General features: G+C 67.1%; 12 protein-coding genes. 8 read left to right on the top strand and 4 right to left on the bottom strand.

All coding sequences use genetic code 11. The features are described 5' to 3' along the window. Positions 1-425: 425 nt before the first annotated feature. On the top strand, positions 426-1967 hold the full coding sequence (locus BRM3_RS03040; RefSeq protein ID WP_263594634.1) for a sugar transferase: 1542 nt from the start codon (positions 426-428) through the stop codon (positions 1965-1967). Between the two features lie 122 nt (positions 1968-2089). Next, positions 2090-2545: an adenylyltransferase/cytidyltransferase family protein gene (locus BRM3_RS03045; RefSeq protein ID WP_263595378.1), complete on the top strand. Its 456-nt coding sequence runs from the start codon at positions 2090-2092 to the stop codon at positions 2543-2545. 523 nt (positions 2546-3068) lie between these two features. Here the strand turns inward: BRM3_RS03045 and BRM3_RS03050 are convergent. Further along, a complete protein-coding gene (locus BRM3_RS03050) occupies positions 3069-3332 on the bottom strand; it encodes a hypothetical protein (protein ID WP_263594635.1) in 264 nt (87 codons plus the stop codon). Between the two features lie 10 nt (positions 3333-3342). Between BRM3_RS03050 and BRM3_RS03055 the strand changes: the two genes are divergently transcribed. The 4 genes from BRM3_RS03055 to BRM3_RS03070 all read left to right on the top strand — a co-directional run bounded on the left by BRM3_RS03055 (position 3343) and on the right by BRM3_RS03070 (position 11581). Continuing rightward, positions 3343-3762, top strand: coding sequence for a DUF4352 domain-containing protein (locus BRM3_RS03055; RefSeq protein WP_263594636.1), 420 nt, complete (start codon positions 3343-3345; stop codon positions 3760-3762). 2 nt (positions 3763-3764) lie between these two features. Beyond that, positions 3765-8720: a PKD domain-containing protein gene (locus BRM3_RS03060; protein WP_263595379.1), complete on the top strand. Its 4956-nt coding sequence runs from the start codon at positions 3765-3767 to the stop codon at positions 8718-8720. 527 nt (positions 8721-9247) lie between these two features. Further along, positions 9248-10555 carry an ISL3 family transposase gene (locus BRM3_RS03065; protein WP_263594637.1) on the top strand — a complete coding sequence of 436 codons (1308 nt, stop codon included), beginning with the start codon at positions 9248-9250 and terminating at the stop codon, positions 10553-10555. A 33-nt stretch (positions 10556-10588) separates the two neighbouring features. After that, the gene (locus BRM3_RS03070) at positions 10589-11581 is read left to right on the top strand and encodes an acyltransferase family protein (protein ID WP_263594638.1); all 993 of its coding nucleotides are present in this window, start codon (positions 10589-10591) and stop codon (positions 11579-11581) included. 214 nt (positions 11582-11795) lie between these two features. On the opposite strand, the gene BRM3_RS03075 is transcribed toward BRM3_RS03070, so the two are convergent. From BRM3_RS03075 to BRM3_RS03085, 3 genes are all read right to left on the bottom strand, one after another. Further along, positions 11796-12794 carry a nitroreductase family protein gene (locus BRM3_RS03075; RefSeq protein WP_263594639.1) on the bottom strand — a complete coding sequence of 333 codons (999 nt, stop codon included), beginning with the start codon at positions 12792-12794 and terminating at the stop codon, positions 11796-11798. A gap of 91 nt (positions 12795-12885) precedes the next feature. Next, positions 12886-14346 (bottom strand): lipopolysaccharide biosynthesis protein, encoded by a 1461-nt coding sequence (locus BRM3_RS03080; RefSeq protein WP_263594640.1) that lies wholly within the window; start codon positions 14344-14346, stop codon positions 12886-12888. Continuing rightward, positions 14343-15419: a polysaccharide pyruvyl transferase family protein gene (locus tag BRM3_RS03085; protein ID WP_263594641.1), complete on the bottom strand. Its 1077-nt coding sequence runs from the start codon at positions 15417-15419 to the stop codon at positions 14343-14345. Before BRM3_RS03085 ends, BRM3_RS03080 begins: the two co-directional genes overlap by 4 nt. Positions 15420-16099: 680 nt before the next feature. Here BRM3_RS03085 and BRM3_RS03090 point away from each other — a divergent pair. Further along, a complete protein-coding gene (locus tag BRM3_RS03090; RefSeq protein ID WP_263595380.1) occupies positions 16100-17284 on the top strand; it encodes a DUF1972 domain-containing protein in 1185 nt (394 codons plus the stop codon). Beyond that, a complete protein-coding gene (locus BRM3_RS03095; protein ID WP_263594642.1) occupies positions 17281-18186 on the top strand; it encodes a glycosyltransferase family 2 protein in 906 nt (301 codons plus the stop codon). Before BRM3_RS03090 ends, BRM3_RS03095 begins: the two co-directional genes overlap by 4 nt. Positions 18187-18203: the final 17 nt, after the last annotated feature.

The following is an 18203-nucleotide window of genomic DNA, read 5'->3' on the forward strand; positions in this document are numbered from 1 at the left end:
CGTGCATGAATGCACTTAGTGAGACGCACGCCAGGCATAAGTTCTCCATAGGGTGGCACCCGTGCGGTGCAGCCACCGCGGCCGCGGCTCTGCTGCACCGCACCTGCCCGCGCAGCGGGTCGAGACCCGCGTGACGAGGGCCGCCGGGACGATGCGAAGCGTCCATCTGCCGAAACCGGCAGTGGGAGTCGCCGACATGGGTTACGATCACCGAGTCTGCAGTACATCGTGCGTGTAGACGTCGTAGGGGTACGGCGTCCACGGGCCCGTGATCGGGGGATCACAGGGGCGCACGGTTTCCCGGGGGGTCGGGAGCGCAGACCTTCGCGAGCACACAGCTCACGGAGGGGGGTTTTCGTTTTTTTTGGGGGAACAGTGAAGTACTGGGGGATTTTGTCGTGCGCTCGGGGCCGGGGGGCCTCGTCATGACCACGTTCGAAGACGCTGTGAGCACGGGTCACAGCGACACGGTGACCTTGCCGCTGACCGCTCCTCGGGTCCTGACCGAGCCGTGGGCCACGCTCGTCGCGCCCCGGATCACGCCGACGCTCGAGCGCCGGCGCCTGTGGGAGCGTCGCTACCGGCTCCGCCTGCTCGGCTCGGACGTGCTCGCGATCATCGTCGCGATCGGAGCGACCAGCGCACTCCAGGTCGCTGTCGGCGCCATGGACGGACCGACCGTGCGCAATGCGGTGGTGCTGGCGGTGTTCTGGATCCTCACGCTGGCGGGGCTGCGTACGCGCGACGCCTCGCTCATCGGCTCGGGCACCGCCGAGTATCGGGCGGTCGCCAATGCCGGAGGGCTCGCCTTCGCGCTCCTCGCCGTGACCGGCGTTCTCCTGGACTGGCAGGATCTTCGCGCCGCACTGTTCCTCGCCCTTCCCGTGGGGGTGCTCGGCATGCTCATCGAACGGTGGACCTGGCGGCGCTGGCTGCAGCGCAAGCGGCTCGAGGGCGAGTTCACCTCGCGCACGCTGGTCGTGGGCGAGGAGGAGGACGTCGAGTACGTCATCTCCTCGCTGCGCAGCTCCGGCGCGTACGGCTACGACGTGGTCGGCGCGACCCTGCTGGACGGCCGGGAGAACGGCTCGGGCCGCTTCATCGTCGGCAACTCCTCCTACCGCGTGCTCGGCACGCCCGACACGGTCGCCTCGGCCGCGTCCGAGGTGGGGGCCGACACGATCGTCGTCGCGAGCCGCCCGGAGGGCTCGCCCGACTTCGTCAAGCGCCTCGGATGGCAGCTCGAGGGCACGGCCGCCGAGCTTGTCCTCTCGAGCCGGCTCACCGATGTCGCCGGCCCCCGCATCTCCCTGCGTCAGGTCGAGGGGCTCCCTCTGATCCACGTGAAGATTCCGGCCTACGAGGGCGGCACGCATCTGCTCAAGCGCGCGCTCGACATCGCGGTCGCGTTGGTCGCGCTCACGCCGATCGCCCTGCTCACGCCACTGATCGCCCTGCTCATCAAGATCGACTCGCCCGGGCCGATCTTCTTCCGCCAGACCCGCATCGGGCGCGACGGCACCGAGTTCGGCATGCTCAAGTTCCGCACCATGTGCACCGACGCCGAGGAGCGCCTCGCCGAGCTCGCGGCGCAGAACGAGGGCGCCGGCGTGCTGTTCAAGATGCGCGAGGACCCGCGGATCACACGGGTCGGCGCGATCCTGCGCAAGTACTCGCTCGATGAGCTCCCGCAGTTCTGGAACGTGCTGCGCGGGGAGATGAGCGTCGTCGGGCCGCGGCCCCCGCTCCCCCGCGAGGTGAGCGAGTACGCGGGGGCGGTGCATCGCCGCATGTACATCAAGCCCGGCATCACCGGCCTGTGGCAGGTGAGCGGCCGCAGCGACCTGTCGTGGGACGAGAGCGTGCGCCTGGACCTGCGGTACGTCGAGAACTGGTCGGTCATCAACGACCTGCAGATCATGTGGCGCACCGCCAAGGTCATGCTCAAGCCGAGCGGGGCCTACTGACGACCTGGAGCTCCGGCTCGGGCATCGCTCTCACGAGCGTCCGAGCCGGACTCGAACCGGCGGCCGGGGGGCCGCCCGACGGCCGAGAGCCGTCCTGGGGAGAACACGTGATCGGGGGATCCATGAATCAACGTATCGGCTATGCGGCAGGCGCTTTCGACCTGTTCCATGTGGGCCACCTGAACCTGCTGCGTCATGCCAAGCAGCACTGCGACATCCTCATCGCGGGTGTCGTGAGCGACGAGATGCTGCGGGAGGTCAAGGGCATCGAGCCCGTCGTCCCGACGGCGGAGCGTGCCGAGATCGTCAGGCACATCTCGTTCGTCGACGACGTCTACGTCGAGACCGAGCCGTCGAAGATGGATGCGTGGCGCGACGTGCGCTTCACGCACTTCTTCAAGGGCGACGACTGGCGCGGCACCGAGAAGGGCCTGCGCCTGGAACGGGAGTTCGCCGAGGTCGGCGTCGAGGTCGTGTACTTCCCGTACACGGCTCATACCTCCAGTACCACCCTCCGGCGCGCCCTTGCTGCGCTCAACGCAGGTGTTGCCCCCATCCCTGCGGTCGCCTCCAGCTGAGGCACAGCGCGCGGACGAGGCCTGAGGGTCGGCGCCCCATCTCTCCGAGCCGAACCCCACATCCCGGCTCGGAGAGATGCGGGTGAGATGTGGGGCACCGCAGCATGAATTTTTCACACACCTGGGGATCGAGCTTCCAGTGACACTTCCGAACGATGTGGAACATGGTCATCCTTCTCCGTCCGGTGCACCGGAACTCCGAGACGGCTTTCCTGAAACGACTGTCTCCACGGGCAAAGCCCCAGGTCACAGCATTGCAGTCCCTTCGCGCTCATCGCAGCGTGCCGCGTTCGGCCGGGCAAAGGCGACGGAGTCCCGAAACACGTTCCCGGGGGCGGCAGAAGGGTCGCCTCCGCACGACAGTCGAATATATAATCCGACCATCCAGATGACCGGGGGGCGTCGTCGACACGGGCGGGTTTGGCAGAACCGTCGTCCAGGATCTCCTCCACACCTCGGCCGCACGGTCCGGGGGACGCATTCGAGGAGTCACCGTGAAGCGCTTCTCCGGTCGCACGACATCTCAGGTCGGTGCCATCACATCTCTCGCGCTCGTCTGCACGTTCGCGCTGACGAGCTGCTCGACCGAGACCCCGAGCACCCCGCCCACGTCGGGTGGTTCCTCGTCCTCGTCGACCGCACCCTCGGCATCTCCGTCCTCGTCCTCCTCCGATGCCGGGACCTCTTCCCCCTCGAGCGCTCCGACCACGTCGTCGGGACCGACCTCGGGGGCCGCGACGCCTTCTGCACCGCCGTCGCCCACCGGCAGCTGGGCCCCCGCGGCCAAGGATGCGCCGATGGGGCCCACCGCAGCGGCTCCCGTGCCCACCGAGTCCGCGGCCCTCGACAAGCCGGTGACATTCGGCACCGGTGCCACCGTGTCCCTCACCAAGATCGAGACGATCACCGTCGAGGCCAAGCTGCCGGGCGAGACCGCCGGCCCTGCAGTTCGCGTGACGGTCTCCGTCCAGAACAAGGGCGATGAGTCGCTCGACGTCAATTCCGCCGTCGTCACCCTGTCCGCCGACGACGGCGGCTATGGCGTGGGCACGACCGCCGGAGATCCGCATGCCCTGCAGGGCAGCGTCGAGCCGGGCTCCACCGCCACGGGGACCTACGTCTTCATGCTGGACCCGGCCAAGGACCGCGAGGTCACCATCAGTGTCAATTATGCGGCGGGGGATCCCATCGCGGTCTTCACAGGGAGGACAGCGTGACCATGCACCCCGCATCTCGCGTCCATCAAGGATTCATCCGTCGTGGTCTCGCGGCACTCACGGCAACCGTGCTCGTGGCCGTCGGTGCTCTCATCACCGTTCCCGCGGCTCGTGCCGATGACACTCCGACGCCCTCCTCGCCGGCGCCCCTGCTGCAGCGAACCCCTGACCATGTCACCTCCGACGACCTGCCCACCGTGCAGATCAACGACGGCTATGTGTGGGCCCAGACGACCATCGGCACGACGGTGTACGCGGTCGGCAAGTTCGCCAACGTCCGGCCGGCCGGCGCAGCCGTCAACACCAATCTGACGCCGCGCAGCAACGTCCTCGCGTACGACATCACGACCGGAAACCTCATCACCGCCTTCGCGCCCACCGTCAACGGCGTGGTCAAGTCCGTGACCGCCTCGCCCGATGGCAAGCGGATCTACATCGGGGGCTCGTTCGACACCGTCAACGGCCAGCCCCGCTGGAACTTCGCGGCGCTGGACGCCACGACCGGGCAGCTCGTGCCCGGCTTCAACTCGTCCATCGGGGGCACCGGCGTCTACGCGATGACGGCGACGTCCTCGGGCGTCTACGTGGGCGGGCTCTTCACCCAGGCCAACGGGACGACACGTCAGAACCTGGCCGCCTTCGACCCGAGCACCGGTGCCCTTCTCGCCTGGGCGCCGATCACGGACCGGCAGGTCGACGCGATGGTGATGGAGCCGCAGACCGGCAAGGTGGTCATCGGTGGCCGGTTCTACTCCACCAACGGCCAGGTTCAGCGCGGCCTGGCCAACCTCGACCCCGTGACGGGTGCGATCAACACCGCATGGCAGGCTCCGAACGTCGTCCAGAACGGCTGGAACACCGGATCGGATGCCGGTTCGGCTGGCATCTTCGGCCTCGCCGCCGACGCGAGCGGTGTCTACGGCACCGGCTGGGTATATGCGAACGCTGCAGTGGGCAACCTCGAAGGCGTCTTCGCCGCCGACGCGGGAAGTGGAGACATCCGATGGATCTCCGACTGCCACGGCGATCACTACGGCGTGTACTCGACCGGGTCGGTCGTGTACGCGACCGATCACACGCACCAGTGCGAGACCGTCAGCCTCTGGCCAGACTCGAATCCCCGCGCCTATCGCTACGCCGAGTCGTACACGACCTACGCGAACGGCACACTGACACGTTCCTCGAGCGCCGGAAGCACGTACAAGGACTGGAGCGGCACCCCCTCGCCGTCGGCATACGACTGGTTCCCCGACTTCACGGTCGGCACGACGTCGGGCCTCGGTCAGGCCGGACTGAGCGTGACCGGCGCCGCGGGCTACATCTCGATCGGCGGCGAGTTCGGCACGGTGAACAATCTGTCCCAGCAGGGCCTGACACGATTCTCCACCGCTCCTCCGGGAGGCGCGAAGCAAGGGCCTCGAGTACAGACGTCGAGCTGGACACCGCAGGCGATCTCGGTGACCTCGGGGACGGCGCGCATCAGCATCCCGGCGAACTGGGACCGCGACGATCTCAATCTCACCTACACGCTGCGCCGACAGGGCTCATCCACACCGGTCGCGACCCAGACGGTGGCCTCCACCTGGTGGAACCAGCCCACCGTCACCCTCAACGACAGCGGCCTCACGCCCGGCTCCAGTCAGACGTACACGGTGACAGCCACCGACGCGGATGGGAACTCCAGAGCCAGCTCGCCTGTCACGGTGACGATCGCGAGCAGTTCGACGTCGCCGTACGCGAGCACCGTTCTCCAGGACAACCCGTCCCTGTACTACCGCCTGGGCGGAACCGCCGTCGATTGGGCGGGGGCCAACAATCCTGTGTACGGCGCCAACGTCACGACGGTGACTCCCGGCGGTATCGCGGATCAGGGCTCGGCGGCATCCCGTTTCGATGGTACGAACAAGGGCATCGTGTCCAGTTCGAAGACGGCCTCGACGGCGAGCAGTCTGTCCGAGGAGACGTGGTTCAAGACGACCACCACCGAGGGCGGCATGCTGATCGGTTACGGCGATTCGCAGACCGGAAGCTCCAGCAACCACGACCGACACGTCTATATGACGAACGCCGGGAAGATCGTCTTCGGTGTCTATCCGGGTTCCGCGCAGACCATCACCAGTCCGCAGTCGTACAACGATGGGAACTGGCACCATGTCGTCAGCACCCTCGGCAGTGACGGCATGAAGCTGTACCTGGACGGCACGCTCGTCGCCTCGAACGCATCCGTCACGACCGCTCAGCCCTTCACCGGCTACTGGCGGATCGCCGGCGACAATGTGGGCGGCTGGCCCAACGCGCCGACGTCGAACTATTTCTCCGGGTCGATGAACGATGTGGCGATCTACTCGTCCGCGCTGACTCCCCAGCAGGTCGCGCAGCACTACAGCATCGGCAAGGGGCTGACTCCGCCGACCGCGGCGTTCACCACGACCTCCGCGGACCTGAAGGCCTCGTTCGACGCCTCGGGCTCGACAGCGATGAACGGCCACTCGATCACCTCCTACGCATGGAACTTCGGCGACAGCTCCGCGGCGGGCACAGGGAAGACCGCGACGCACACCTACGCCTCGGCCGGCACCTATCCGGTGACCCTCACCGTCACCGATGACTCGGGTATGACGAGCAGTGTCACCAACTCCGTCACGGTGCTGGCCCCGAATGATCCGCCCACGGCCTCCTTCACCAGCACGGCGAGCGGGCTGACGGCGTCCGTCGACGGCACCGCCTCGAGCGACCCGGATGGTTCCCTCGTCGGCTACTCGTGGGATTGGGGCGATGGAACGGCTGCGGGCACCGGCATGACCATGGCGCACACCTACAACGAACCGGGGACCTACACCATCACCTTGACGGTGACCGACAACCGGGGAGGGACGGCGACCAAGACCCGCGATGTGACGGTGACCCATGCGGCTCCGACGGCCTCGTTCACCGCGGTGGCGGATGGCCTCGGGGTGTCCGCCGACGGCAGCGGCTCGACCGCGAGCGACGGAGCGACGCTGACCTATGCATGGGACTGGGGCGACGACTCGACCGACGGCTCGGGCAGGACTGCCACCCACACGTACGCCGCAGCCGGCACGTACTCGATCAAGCTCACCGTCACCGACAGCATGGGTTCGACCGCGACCAAGACCCAACAGGTCACGGTCACAGCTGTCACCTATGCGGCCTCCGACGACTTCAGCCGAACCGTCCCGTCAGGATGGGGCGCCGCGGACATCGGCGGCACCTGGTCCGCACTGTACGGTCCCGCCGCGGACGGATCCGTCGACGGTTCCCGAGGAAACATCACCCTGTCTGGCGGCAAGACACGCAACATGGCACTGGCAGGGCTCTCGGTGCGAGACTCCGAGGCCTCGGTCCAGTTCTCACTGAGCTCTCCGCCATCGCAGGGCAGCTCATACGTCGGCATCGCCTCACGACAGTCGGCCAGCAGCAACTACACAGCGCGCGTCTGGATGAATGGCGACGGAAGCGTGTGGCTCCTGGCGCAGCAATCCGGCACCGATCTCAAGGTGATGAAGATGCCGGGTCTGACCTGGACCAATGGCGAGGTCTTCCATCTGAAGACGAAGGTCTCCGGCACCAGTCCGACCACGATCCAGGCCAAGGTCTGGAAGGACGGCTCGCCCGAGCCCACCGATTGGCAGTTGACGACGACGGATTCGACTGCGGCGCTGCAGGCCGCCGGATACACCAGTGTCCAGTTCGCTCGGGCGGCATCTGCGACCACGTCCTCAACGGCGTCGTTCGACACGTTCCGCGTGGTCGACCTCTCGCCGCCGCCGGCCGCGACGGCCCCGACCGCGTCGTTCACCGCACAGACCACCGACCTCAAGACCACCGTCGACGCCTCCGCCTCCACCGCCCAGGACGGAGCCACCATCTCCACCTACACCTGGGACTGGGGCGACAACTCCACCGCCGGAACCGGCAAGACCACCAACCACACCTACACCCAAGCCGGCACCTACACCGTCAAACTCACCGTCAAGGACAGCAACGGCCTCACCGGCACCACCACCAAGACCATCACCGCCACCGACCCACCGGCCGCGACGGCCCCGACCGCGTCGTTCACCGCACAGACCACCGACCTCAAGACCACCGTCGACGCCTCCGCCTCCACCGCCCAGGACGGAGCCACCATCTCCACCTACACCTGGGACTGGGGCGACAACTCCACCGCCGGAACCGGCAAGACCACCAACCACACCTACACCCAAGCCGGCACCTACACCGTCAAACTCACCGTCAAGGACAGCAACGGCCTCACCGGCACCACCACCAAGACCATCACCGCCACCGACGGACCGCCGGATCTGAGCTCCTACCTCGCCGCCGATGGCTTCGGCCGTACGGTGGCGACCGGCTGGGGCGCCTCCGACAAGGGCGGAGCGTGGAGCACCCTGTACGGCGGTGCCAGCGCCGCGAGCGTGGCCAGCGGGTCCGGCAAGCTCGAGATCCCCACGGGCAAGGTGAGGTTCCAGGCACTCAACGGGGTCTCGGTACAGGACGTCCTCCTGGAGGCGAACGTCTCGGCCGCCGACGCACCGGCGACCGGCCAGTCATATGTCGGTTTCTTCGCTCGCCAGAACGCGAGCGGCGACAACTACCAGGTGCGTGTGTGGCTGCGGAGCGACGGCTCGGTGTGGCTTGTCACGCAGCACGGCAACGACGTGCTCAACACGTATGCGGTGCCGGGAGTCACCTGGGCGAGCGGCGACAGCTTCACCGTGAAGGCGCAGGTATCGGGTTCCGGGACCACGACGATCACGGCGAAGCTGTGGAAGGCCGGCAGCACTGAGCCGAGCGCCTGGCAGATCACGTCGACGGACACCACCGCCGCGCTCCAGACCCCCGGGACGATCGGTGTGTCCGCCAGCCGGTCCTCATCCGCGACGACAACGGGGACGTACAACTTCAGCCGCTTCCGCGCGACATCACTGGCCTGATCCGCGAGGCCTGCCCCACCGTGCGCTTGGTGGCGCCCTGAACACCACGGTGTCCGGACCGCGTCTCCTCGCTCCTGGCGTGGGCCAGACCCACGGCGCGCAGTTCGCCGTGAATTCCATGCTGGGCTGCATGTCCGGGGAATGGATGCGGTAGGGGCGAAGCGGTCGAAGGCACCGGCGAATGAACGGCACGGCCTCAGGTTCTTCCCGACCCGACCGAGGAAGCAATCATGTTCGCCGGACTCGGAGATCTTCTGGAACAGGTGCACGTCGGTCCTCGCCGCACATCCGTCTCGATCATGATTGACCGCACCCGCCCGAGGCGATAATGTTCAATGGGGCTGAGGGGAGCCTAAGGGGATATGATGGGGAACGACAGGGTTTTTTCTGCGGTCTTCGAGCCCCGCCGCAATGGGGCTCTTCATGAACGAGGGTGTAGTCGGTTGAGCGCGTCGGTGGCCGGGTAGGGGTCGAGGTCTCCCGGATGATGGAAGTTCTTCACGCTCGCCATCCCGAAAGACCTCGACGTGCTCCACCCTACTTTCGCGACCCCTGACCTGACCACGTTCTGCCGCCTCGACGAGCTCGGCCTCGTCGCCGTCGGCCAGCTGATCGAGCCGGATCGGGCCACGATCGAATGCCGCGTCGTCGAGGACGACCCGTGGTGTCGGAAGTGCGGTGTCGAGGGCGTGCCGCGGGACACGGTCACGCGTCGACTGGCGCACGAGCCGTTCGGGCACCGGCCGACGACCCTGCTGGTGCGGGTGCGCCGGTACCGGTGCGGACACTGCCGGCGCACGTGGCGGCAGGACATGACGCGGGCAGCGGCGCCGCGTGCGAAGATCTCCCGCGGCGGCCTGGAGTGGGCGCTGCGGGGCATCGTCATCGACCACCTCACCGTCACCCGCGTCGCCGCAGGTCTCGGGGTGTCCTGGAGTGCCGCGAACGCCGCCGTCCTCGCGGAAGGCAAGCGGCGCCTGATCGACGACCCCGCCCGGTTCGACGGGGTCACCACGATCGGTGTCGACGAGCACGTCTGGCGACACACGAGGCTGGGCGACAAGTACGTCACCGTGATCATCGACCTCACGCCCGCGAGGAACAAGACCGGGCCGGCGAGGCTGCTGGACATGGTCGAGGGCCGCTCCAAGGCGGTGTTCAAGCAGTGGCTCGCCGCCCGCCCTGCGGACTGGGCGAAGCGGATCGAGGTGGTCGCGATGGACGGCTTCGCCGGGTTCAAGACCGCTGCCGCCGAGGAACTCCCCGACGCCGTCCCCGTCATGGACCCGTTCCACGTGGTCCGCCTCGCCGGCGACGCGCTGGATGTCTGCCGGCGTCGGGTCCAGCAAGACACCACCGGTCACCGCGGGCTCAAGGGCGAGCCGCTCTACAAAGCCCGCCGCACCCTGCACACCGGGGCGAGCCTGCTCACCGACCGGCAGCGGGCACGCCTGGACGCAGTGTTCGCGAGCGAGGAGCACGTCGAGGTCGAGGCGACCTGGGGCATCTACCAGCGCATCGTCGCGGCCTACCGGGAGCCCGACAAGAAGAAAGCGAAGGCGATGATGCAGGAGGTGATCGCTGCGATCAGCAGCGGCGTTCCCGCGGCGCTCGTCGAGGTCCGCAAGCTCGGCCGGACCATGAAGCAGCGGGCGGGCGACATCCTCGCGTTCTTCGACCGCCCCGGCACCAGCAACGGCCCGACCGAGGCCATCAACGGGCGACTCGAACACCTCCGCGGCTCCGCCCTCGGCTTCCGCAACCTCACCCACTACATCGCTCGGTCGCTGCTCGAAGCCGGAGGGTTCAGACCCGCGCTACACCCTCGTTCGTGAAGAGCCCGCAATGGACTGAACTTCGTCCGGCTCATGTTGGCCGTAGGCGTCATCCTGTTCCATTCGTTTCCGCTGACCGGACGCACGATCTCGTGGCCGCCGCTGCACCAGTTCGCGAGCCAGATCCACGTCGATGGCTTCTTCGCCATCAGCGGCTACCTGATCGTCTCGTCCTGGATGAACCATCCTTCGTGGTTCGCGTACCTGCGGGCGCGCGTGCTGCGCATCTTCCCCGCGTTCTGGGTCTGCCTGATCCTGACGGCTCTGGTGGTCGTGCCGCTGACGACAGGCGTCTTCACGACCGCGAACCTGCACTACATCGTCAGCAACGCCGGGCTCCTCATCAACCAGTTCGACATCGCCGGGACGCCCCGGGACGTTCCCTATCCGGAGGCCTGGAACGGGTCGCTGTGGACGCTGTTCTGGGAGTTCGGATGCTACCTCGCAGTGCTTGTGTTCGGACTCGTCGGACTGTTGAGGCGCCGCCGCACGATCCTCGCGCTGTTCCTGTTCTCCGTGGTCATCGCCGTGGCGGTGGACCTCCAGCTGGTGCACAACTTCTGGATCAACAACGGGGCACGTTTCGCCCCCATGTTCCTGGCCGGCGCCGTGATCTGGCGGTACCGCGACCGGCTGCCGGTCGGACGGGTGTGGATCGTCGGAGCCGTGGTGATCGTGCTCGCGAGTCAGTGGCTTCCGGACTACCGCATCGTCGGTGCGATTCCACTGGCCTACCTGATGCTCACGGCGGGCGCACTGCTGAAGGCGCCCCGCTTCCGCCTGCGCAACGACCTCTCGTACGGCGTCTACATCTACGCCTTCCTCGTCCAGCAAGTGCTGGCCGTGTGGGGCCTGTACACCCTCAATGTGGTCGTGTTCTTCCTGCTGAGCACGGCATGCACTCTGCCGCTGGCAGCAGCCTCCTGGTTCGCGATCGAGAAGCCGGCGCTGCGGCTGAAGCACTGGCGGTCGTCGGCGCGATCCGTCGTCGTGACGCCCGCCGCGGCCGAGCAGGTGTCCCCCTAGTGGGCGGTGCTGGGGAGCGGTTCCACAGGGAGATCCTCACCGATGCGGGCACAGCGGGTGAGATCGACGGGGATCTCAGCGTCGACTCGACGATCAGACCTGCGCATCGACACGCCACGAGCCACCGACGGCACCCGTGACACGCCTCCTCGGTCGAGTTGTCTGTGAAGTGCGGCTGCATTCGGTCGAACGGGGGGCGCGATCCTCGACCGGGTCAGCTCTCTCCGAGACCGATGCGAGGAGAAGCAGCGACCCTGAACTCGTCGGGGAGGTGTCCGAACCCGATGAACATGACGACCGCCTCGTCATCGCGCAGATCAGGCATCGCCTGACGGAGCAGGCGATCGCGCGACGGCACCTTGGACCAGTTGAGGGCCACGCTGCCGAGGCCCTGAGCATGGAGCCCCAGCATGAAGTTCATGGCGAAGAGGCCGCCATCGATCCACCCCTGATTGCGTTCGGCTGACCTCCAGTAGCTTCGCAGGGAGACGGTGACGAGCGCCAGCGCCGGGATGTTCTCGCCGAACCCCCTGGTCCCACCCTGGATCTCGAGAAGACGGTCGATGGTCTCCCGGTCCCGCCACGTGCGGATCGCGCCGAACTGGCGATTGCAGACCGCCGGAGCGCAACGAGCCGCCAGGACCGCGGTCTCGATCTCCTGGTCCGTCACCGGCTGCGGGTCGTATATGCGCACAGAATGTCGACTGCTGAAGAACTCGGGAGTCACGCTCGCTGCCGCGGACTCGACCTCCGATCGGGAGACGTCGCGGACACCGGCCACGCCGATCGGGTTGCCCGAATAGTTCCTCACCAGATGCTCGATCCGGTCCCCGAAGGGGATGGATCCGACGTCGATGCGCTGTGCATTGAATTCGTGATAGGCGCTCAGCGCCCCGACGGCAGCGGCCGTGAGCTCGTCTTCCCCGTAGGACTCCAGGTACTGCGTCAGGAGCCTCGTCAGCGGCTCGATGACGCTCGCGCCGTGGCCCGGCTCCGGGGCTGGTAGCGAGAGACCCTTCTCGACACCGTGATACCTCTCGGTGATCTTGGCGGCGAGATTCCTGCGTGTACGAAAAGGGCCGAGGCTCGAAGAGAATCTCAGGTAACGATGGCAATCGTAATAGTACGACGCAACCACATGCGAGGACTCTCGCAGCTGGTCCAGCCTTCGCGCCAATTCGCGCTTGGTGTCGCGCAGCTTGTCCACACGCATGTCTTCTCCTTCTTGTCGAGGATTGGCCACGGCGACGAACCGATAGCTCATCACGGCCGGGCAGGGGAATCTGCCGAGAAGTCTGCGGCGCCTACGCCCGCTCGCGCTTGAGCACAAGGCGTGCGAACCCGAGAAGGGCGTGCGCATCGCGTCGGAACACCGGGATGACCAGGAACACCGCGGCGGCTGCCAGCCCACAGGCTGTCCCTGCGAGCACCGTGAGCCATGCGTTGGTGTGGACCACCGATGCAGTGGCCCACGAGACTGCCGCGACGACGCACGTCAGACCCGAGACTCGGAGCCCTCCGCCCCACAGCGCCTTGAACGGGATCGGAGTGACCCGGGAGAGCCAGAACAACGAGAGGGACCAGGCCAGCAGAGGCGCCGCGAGAACTCCCGCTGCGACGCCCATCAGGCCGAAGAGAAGGCCGCCCGCGATGATGCAGACGGCACGGATCCCCAGGGAGACCATGGAGTATCGGAAGAGCTGGTGGGCCAGCCCTCGGCTCACGTACACCCAGTACCCGACGAAGGCGAGAGAGGAGAGCAGGGAGGCACCTGCGAAGAAGCGGAGGAACGGCGCCGCCGCACCCCACTGCGGTCCCAGGACGATGTGGACGACGGGATCCGCCAACCCTGCGACCAGGGCGAGGGGGATGCCCAGCCCGACACCGAGGGCGAGCTGGCCCGAGATCACGAAGGAGTCGAACCGCTGGGTGTCCTTCTGGATCCGCGACAGGACCGGGATGGCCACGGAGGAGATCGGCGTGCGGATCTGGTTGAACGACGAGGTGATCAGCTGATAGGCACGGTTGTACAGGCCCAGGGAGGTCGTGCCGAACTGGGCGCCGACCATGATGGTGTCGACCTGATTGCCGGCGTAGTTGGCCAGGCTCGAGGCGACCATGTTCCATCCGAACCGGATGAAGGGCACGATCGGATACCTGCGCGAGTACCAGCGTGGGAGCCAGGGCCCCGCGAGGACTGCGCCCAGCAGGAGAGCGAGGCTGTTGACGAGCTGCTGGAGCACGAGCGCCCAGTATCCCGCGCCGAGCGCGGCTGCGACGATCGCCGAGCCGAGTCCGAGCACGGCCGCCGCGATGTCGATCACCGCCAGTGCGCGGAAGCGGAGACCTCTCATCAGCTGGGCGCGGTACTGGGTTGTCAGCCCGTTCATCAGGAAGATGCAGGACAGCACCCTGATGATGGCGATGAGGTCGTCCTCCCCCATGAACTGGTGCACAGGATTCGCGAGAGCGAACATGAGTGCCGCCAGCACGACACCGATCGCCGTATTGATCCAGAAGAGGTTGTCCCGCTGGCCGTCCGTCAGCTCCTCCGCCTGGACGGAGGCCGAGGTCAGCCCGAAGTCACGGAAGATCTCGCCGATCCCGATGATCACCATCACGATGGCCAGCAGACCGTAGTCGTGTGGGCTGAGCAGCCGAGAGAGAGTGACCACTGAGAGCAGCTGGAGGAACATCTTGACGCCCTGCGCACCGAGGGTGAAGGCCGCCCCGCGCGCAGCTGAACGCCCTAGAGATGGACTCACGAGGTGAGCCCTCCGAGCAGCGGGATGGTCCTGTCCATGAGATCGCGGGCCCGTGCCTGCACCTCGCGCGCGTGCTCCCCCAGCCCTTCGCGCCTGACGGAGGCGAGGACGGCCCGCGCAGTCTCGTCGCCGTCGGCGATGGGCACCACGTGCTCCCAGCCGAGAGCATTCATCAACGGGGCGAACTTCCTCGAGTAGGCCATCGCCACCGCAGGGACACCGGTGGAGAGCGCGTTGAGGCAGGCATGCATGCGCGCACCGATCACCACTTGCGCGGAGGCGATCAGGCCACGCGCATCGTCGAGATCCTGCGGGACGACGAGGTCCAGAGCCCCGTCGTAGTGCCCTACCAGGTGCTTCGCCACAGGCACGTCATTGTCGACATTCGGCGAGTCCAGGACATGAGGGAGCAGAGTTATCGAGCGACCATCCGAGATGAGCTGCTGGATGATCGAGTGCACTCCGTGCCGATAGGCTTCGTGGTCGACATGCGAGTTCTCGTGCCACAGCAGACCGGACACGTTGAGGACGACATCGTGAGGATCCGACTTCTCCGGCTGCTCGAGCCCGAAGACCATGTCCGTGACGGTCAGCTCGACCGGTCTGCCCAACGCGGCGGCAGCTCGGGCACTGGCGGCGTCCCGCGCGAAGACCAGGGAGGACCGTGAAAGGTTGCGACGCGCCAGCAGCCGGGCCTCACGCCTGGAGAACGGCCCGATGGTCTGGGGAGCCATTCCCACCGGAACTTCGGCCTCGTGGACGAACTCATGGATGAGCGACATCGTCCGATGGCGGTCCATCCCATAGATATCGGTGAAGCTGTCACCCGACCGGGTGTCCCACATCAGGTCGAACTGGGAGAACCAGTCCATCATTCCTCGACGGCCGGTGACTCGTTCCCGGATGAGCCCCTTCGGAGTCCACGTCACCGCATCCGGTCGCGCCCCATAGTTCATGTATTCGAATTCCGCCCCCGGCCAGACCTGGCTGAGCAGATCCCGCGAGCCCTGCGCGAGCACTCGCACCCCCAGATTCGCGGCCGTGTTGTTCGCCCACGCGACCAAGATCTTCACGCAGCGTTCCCCCTCATTCTTCAGCCGACCCGTCTCGCCCTCTTCTGGCGCGGACGACACTGTAGCTGTGATATCGGCCGGTCCGGAGCGCCCGCCCCACGAGTCGCAAAGCGATGCGAACGGAGTCCAGCGCGGCGGCCGAGCCGAGAATCCAGCCGCCGGGCGGCTGAGTCAACCGCCCCAGCATAGTCGCGCCATGAAGAGGCCGGGCCCAGGTTCCCACCACGTCGTCCCTGTCCAGGCCCCTTGCCCGGCGCAGAGCCCGACGACCCAGCGGGCCATTCGAAACGCCTCGAACAGGATTCCGTCCGACTGCCGATCCCCATCGGCTCGGTCGACGGGCCTCGCCATCACCGATCGAGACCTGTCACGCCGCTCCACAGCGCTTCCACCCGTCGGCGGAGAGCGGACGCGATGGCCACTCACCGGTCGGGCGTGCGCCGTGGCCCCGTCGTTCTCGACGGCCGACAAGGTGGACCAGGGGCCCGGGCGCAAGGGGTGGCGGCGGCCCCGCGACATCACGCCGGATGGCGAGGCCAGGGCTTCATGACGAGGTCCCGCCTCCGCGCACGGACATAGAGCCCGACTTCCGGCCGAGCGACCATTCAGGAGCCCACACCGTGTCCACCATGACCACGACGCGTCTGGTGGCAGGGAAGGCGTATGAGATCATTCGATCCATGGCGCACGTGGGGGGAAGCGATCCGTTGAAGGTGGCACTGATCGGAACCCGGGGGGTTCCCGCGAGGTATGGCGGATTCGAAACCGCAGTGGAAGAGATCGGACGGCGTCTGGTGAATCGGGGCCACAGCGTCACCGTCTTCTGCCGCACAGCACAGGATGAGGCCCCCGAGATTCCGCGCCGCTACCTCGGCATGGACCTGGTGACCTTGCCCGCCATGCGGCGGAAATCACTGGAGACCCTCAGCCACACCACGCTGTCCGTCCTCCACCCGGCACTGCGCGGCACGGATGCGGCCATCGTCTTCAACGCCGCGAACTCGCCACTTCTGCCGGTTCTGCGCGCGCGTCGGATCCCCACCGCGACCCACGTCGACGGCATCGAATGGAAGCGCGCCAAGTGGCAGGGGGCAGGCCGCCGGTACTACCGCGCCGCCGAGGCCATGGCCGTCCGCCTGTCCGACGCGCTCATCGCCGACGCCCGTGGAATCGCTGAGTACTACACCGACGAGTTCGGTGCCAGCACCCGTGAGATCGCCTACGGCGCTCCGATCATCGAGTCTCCCAGCTCCTCCCGACTGGCCGAGGTGGGCCTCGGACCTCACGGATACCACTTGGTGGTCGCGCGCTTCGAGCCGGAGAACCACGTGTTGGAGATCGTGGACGGCTACAGCCGTTCGAACGCCGAACTTCCCCTGGCGGTGGTCGGCTCCGCTCCGTACGCCGCCGAGTACACCCGGCAGATCCATGAGGCCGCCGACGATGAGCGGGTCCGATTCCTCGGCGCGCTGTGGGATCAGGAGCTCCTGGACCAGCTCTACGCCAACTGCGCCTCCTATCTCCATGGTCACAGCGTCGGCGGCACCAACCCCTCTCTGCTGCGCGCGGCCGGTGCCGGGGCCATGGTCATCGCGGACGACGTCGTGTTCAACCGTGAGGTGCTCGGTGACAGCGGCCTGTTCTTCACCGATGCTGCGGGCGTGACTGCCCGGATCGAGCACGTGGAGGCACATCCGGAGGAATCGCAGGCGTGTGGCGACCGACTGCGCACCGAGATCGCCCGATACTCGTGGGACACCGTGACCGACGGATATGAAGACCTCCTGCATGACCTCGCCCGCGTCGGCCCCACCCCTCTCCGGTCACACCCCCGTGGACGCCGAGCGGGAAGCGACGACCGATGACCGGATCGACCTTCGCCGTCGTCATCGTCAACTACGGCGCTCATGCACTGCTGGCGCGAAACATCCCGCCGGCCTCCGAGATGGCGGACGCATGCGTCTACGTCGTGGACAATCCGTCGACCCTCGAAGAATGCGCAGCGATCAGAGCGCTGTGCACGGCTCGCGGTTGGACACTCATCCCGTCGCCGGCCAACGACGGTTTCGGTGCCGGGGTCAACCGCGGGGTGCAGGCAGCCATCGCCGACGGGATCGGCGTCTTCGTCCTCCTCAATCCGGACGCGGCGGCAGACATCCCGGTCTTGTCCGCGCTCGCCCAGGAGGTGCGCTCCGATCCCACTCAGGTCATCTCACCGCAGGTCGTCAACTCGTCCGGGCAGACCGAGTTCGCCGGGTCCGTGGTGAGCCTGCGCACGGGCCGGACTCGCAGGGGCTGGATCCCAGACGACGACGACCCCGAATGGGTCAACTGGCTCACCGGCGCCTGCATGGCGTTCGACCTCGGCGCGTTCGAGGACCTCTCCGGATTCGATCCGAGGTACTTCCTCTACTGGGAGGACGTCGATTTCTCCCGCCGAGCCGCCGAGAGCGGCCGCCGTCTGGTCGTGCGGAAGGATCTCGAGATCGTCCACGACGAGGGTGGAACGCACAACAAGCAGGGCAGCCGCGCGAAGTCGCACCTCTACTACTACTGGAACTGCCGCAACCGGCTGCGATTCGGCCGCCGATTCAGCCGCGTCCCCTGGGGAGAATGGCTCAAGGCGACGCCGGAGGAGTCCTGGCAGATCCTGCTGCGAGGCGGACGACGGCAGATCGTCTCGGACCCCGGCACCCTCGGCGCCACGATCCGCGGCACGGTCGCAGGGGTCGCCGTGGCATCGCGCATGCCGAGACGGAGCATCTGATGTCGCGTCCCCGTGAT

This window comes from Brachybacterium huguangmaarense, from assembly GCF_025725725.1.
Lineage (GTDB): Bacteria > Actinomycetota > Actinomycetes > Actinomycetales > Dermabacteraceae > Brachybacterium > Brachybacterium huguangmaarense.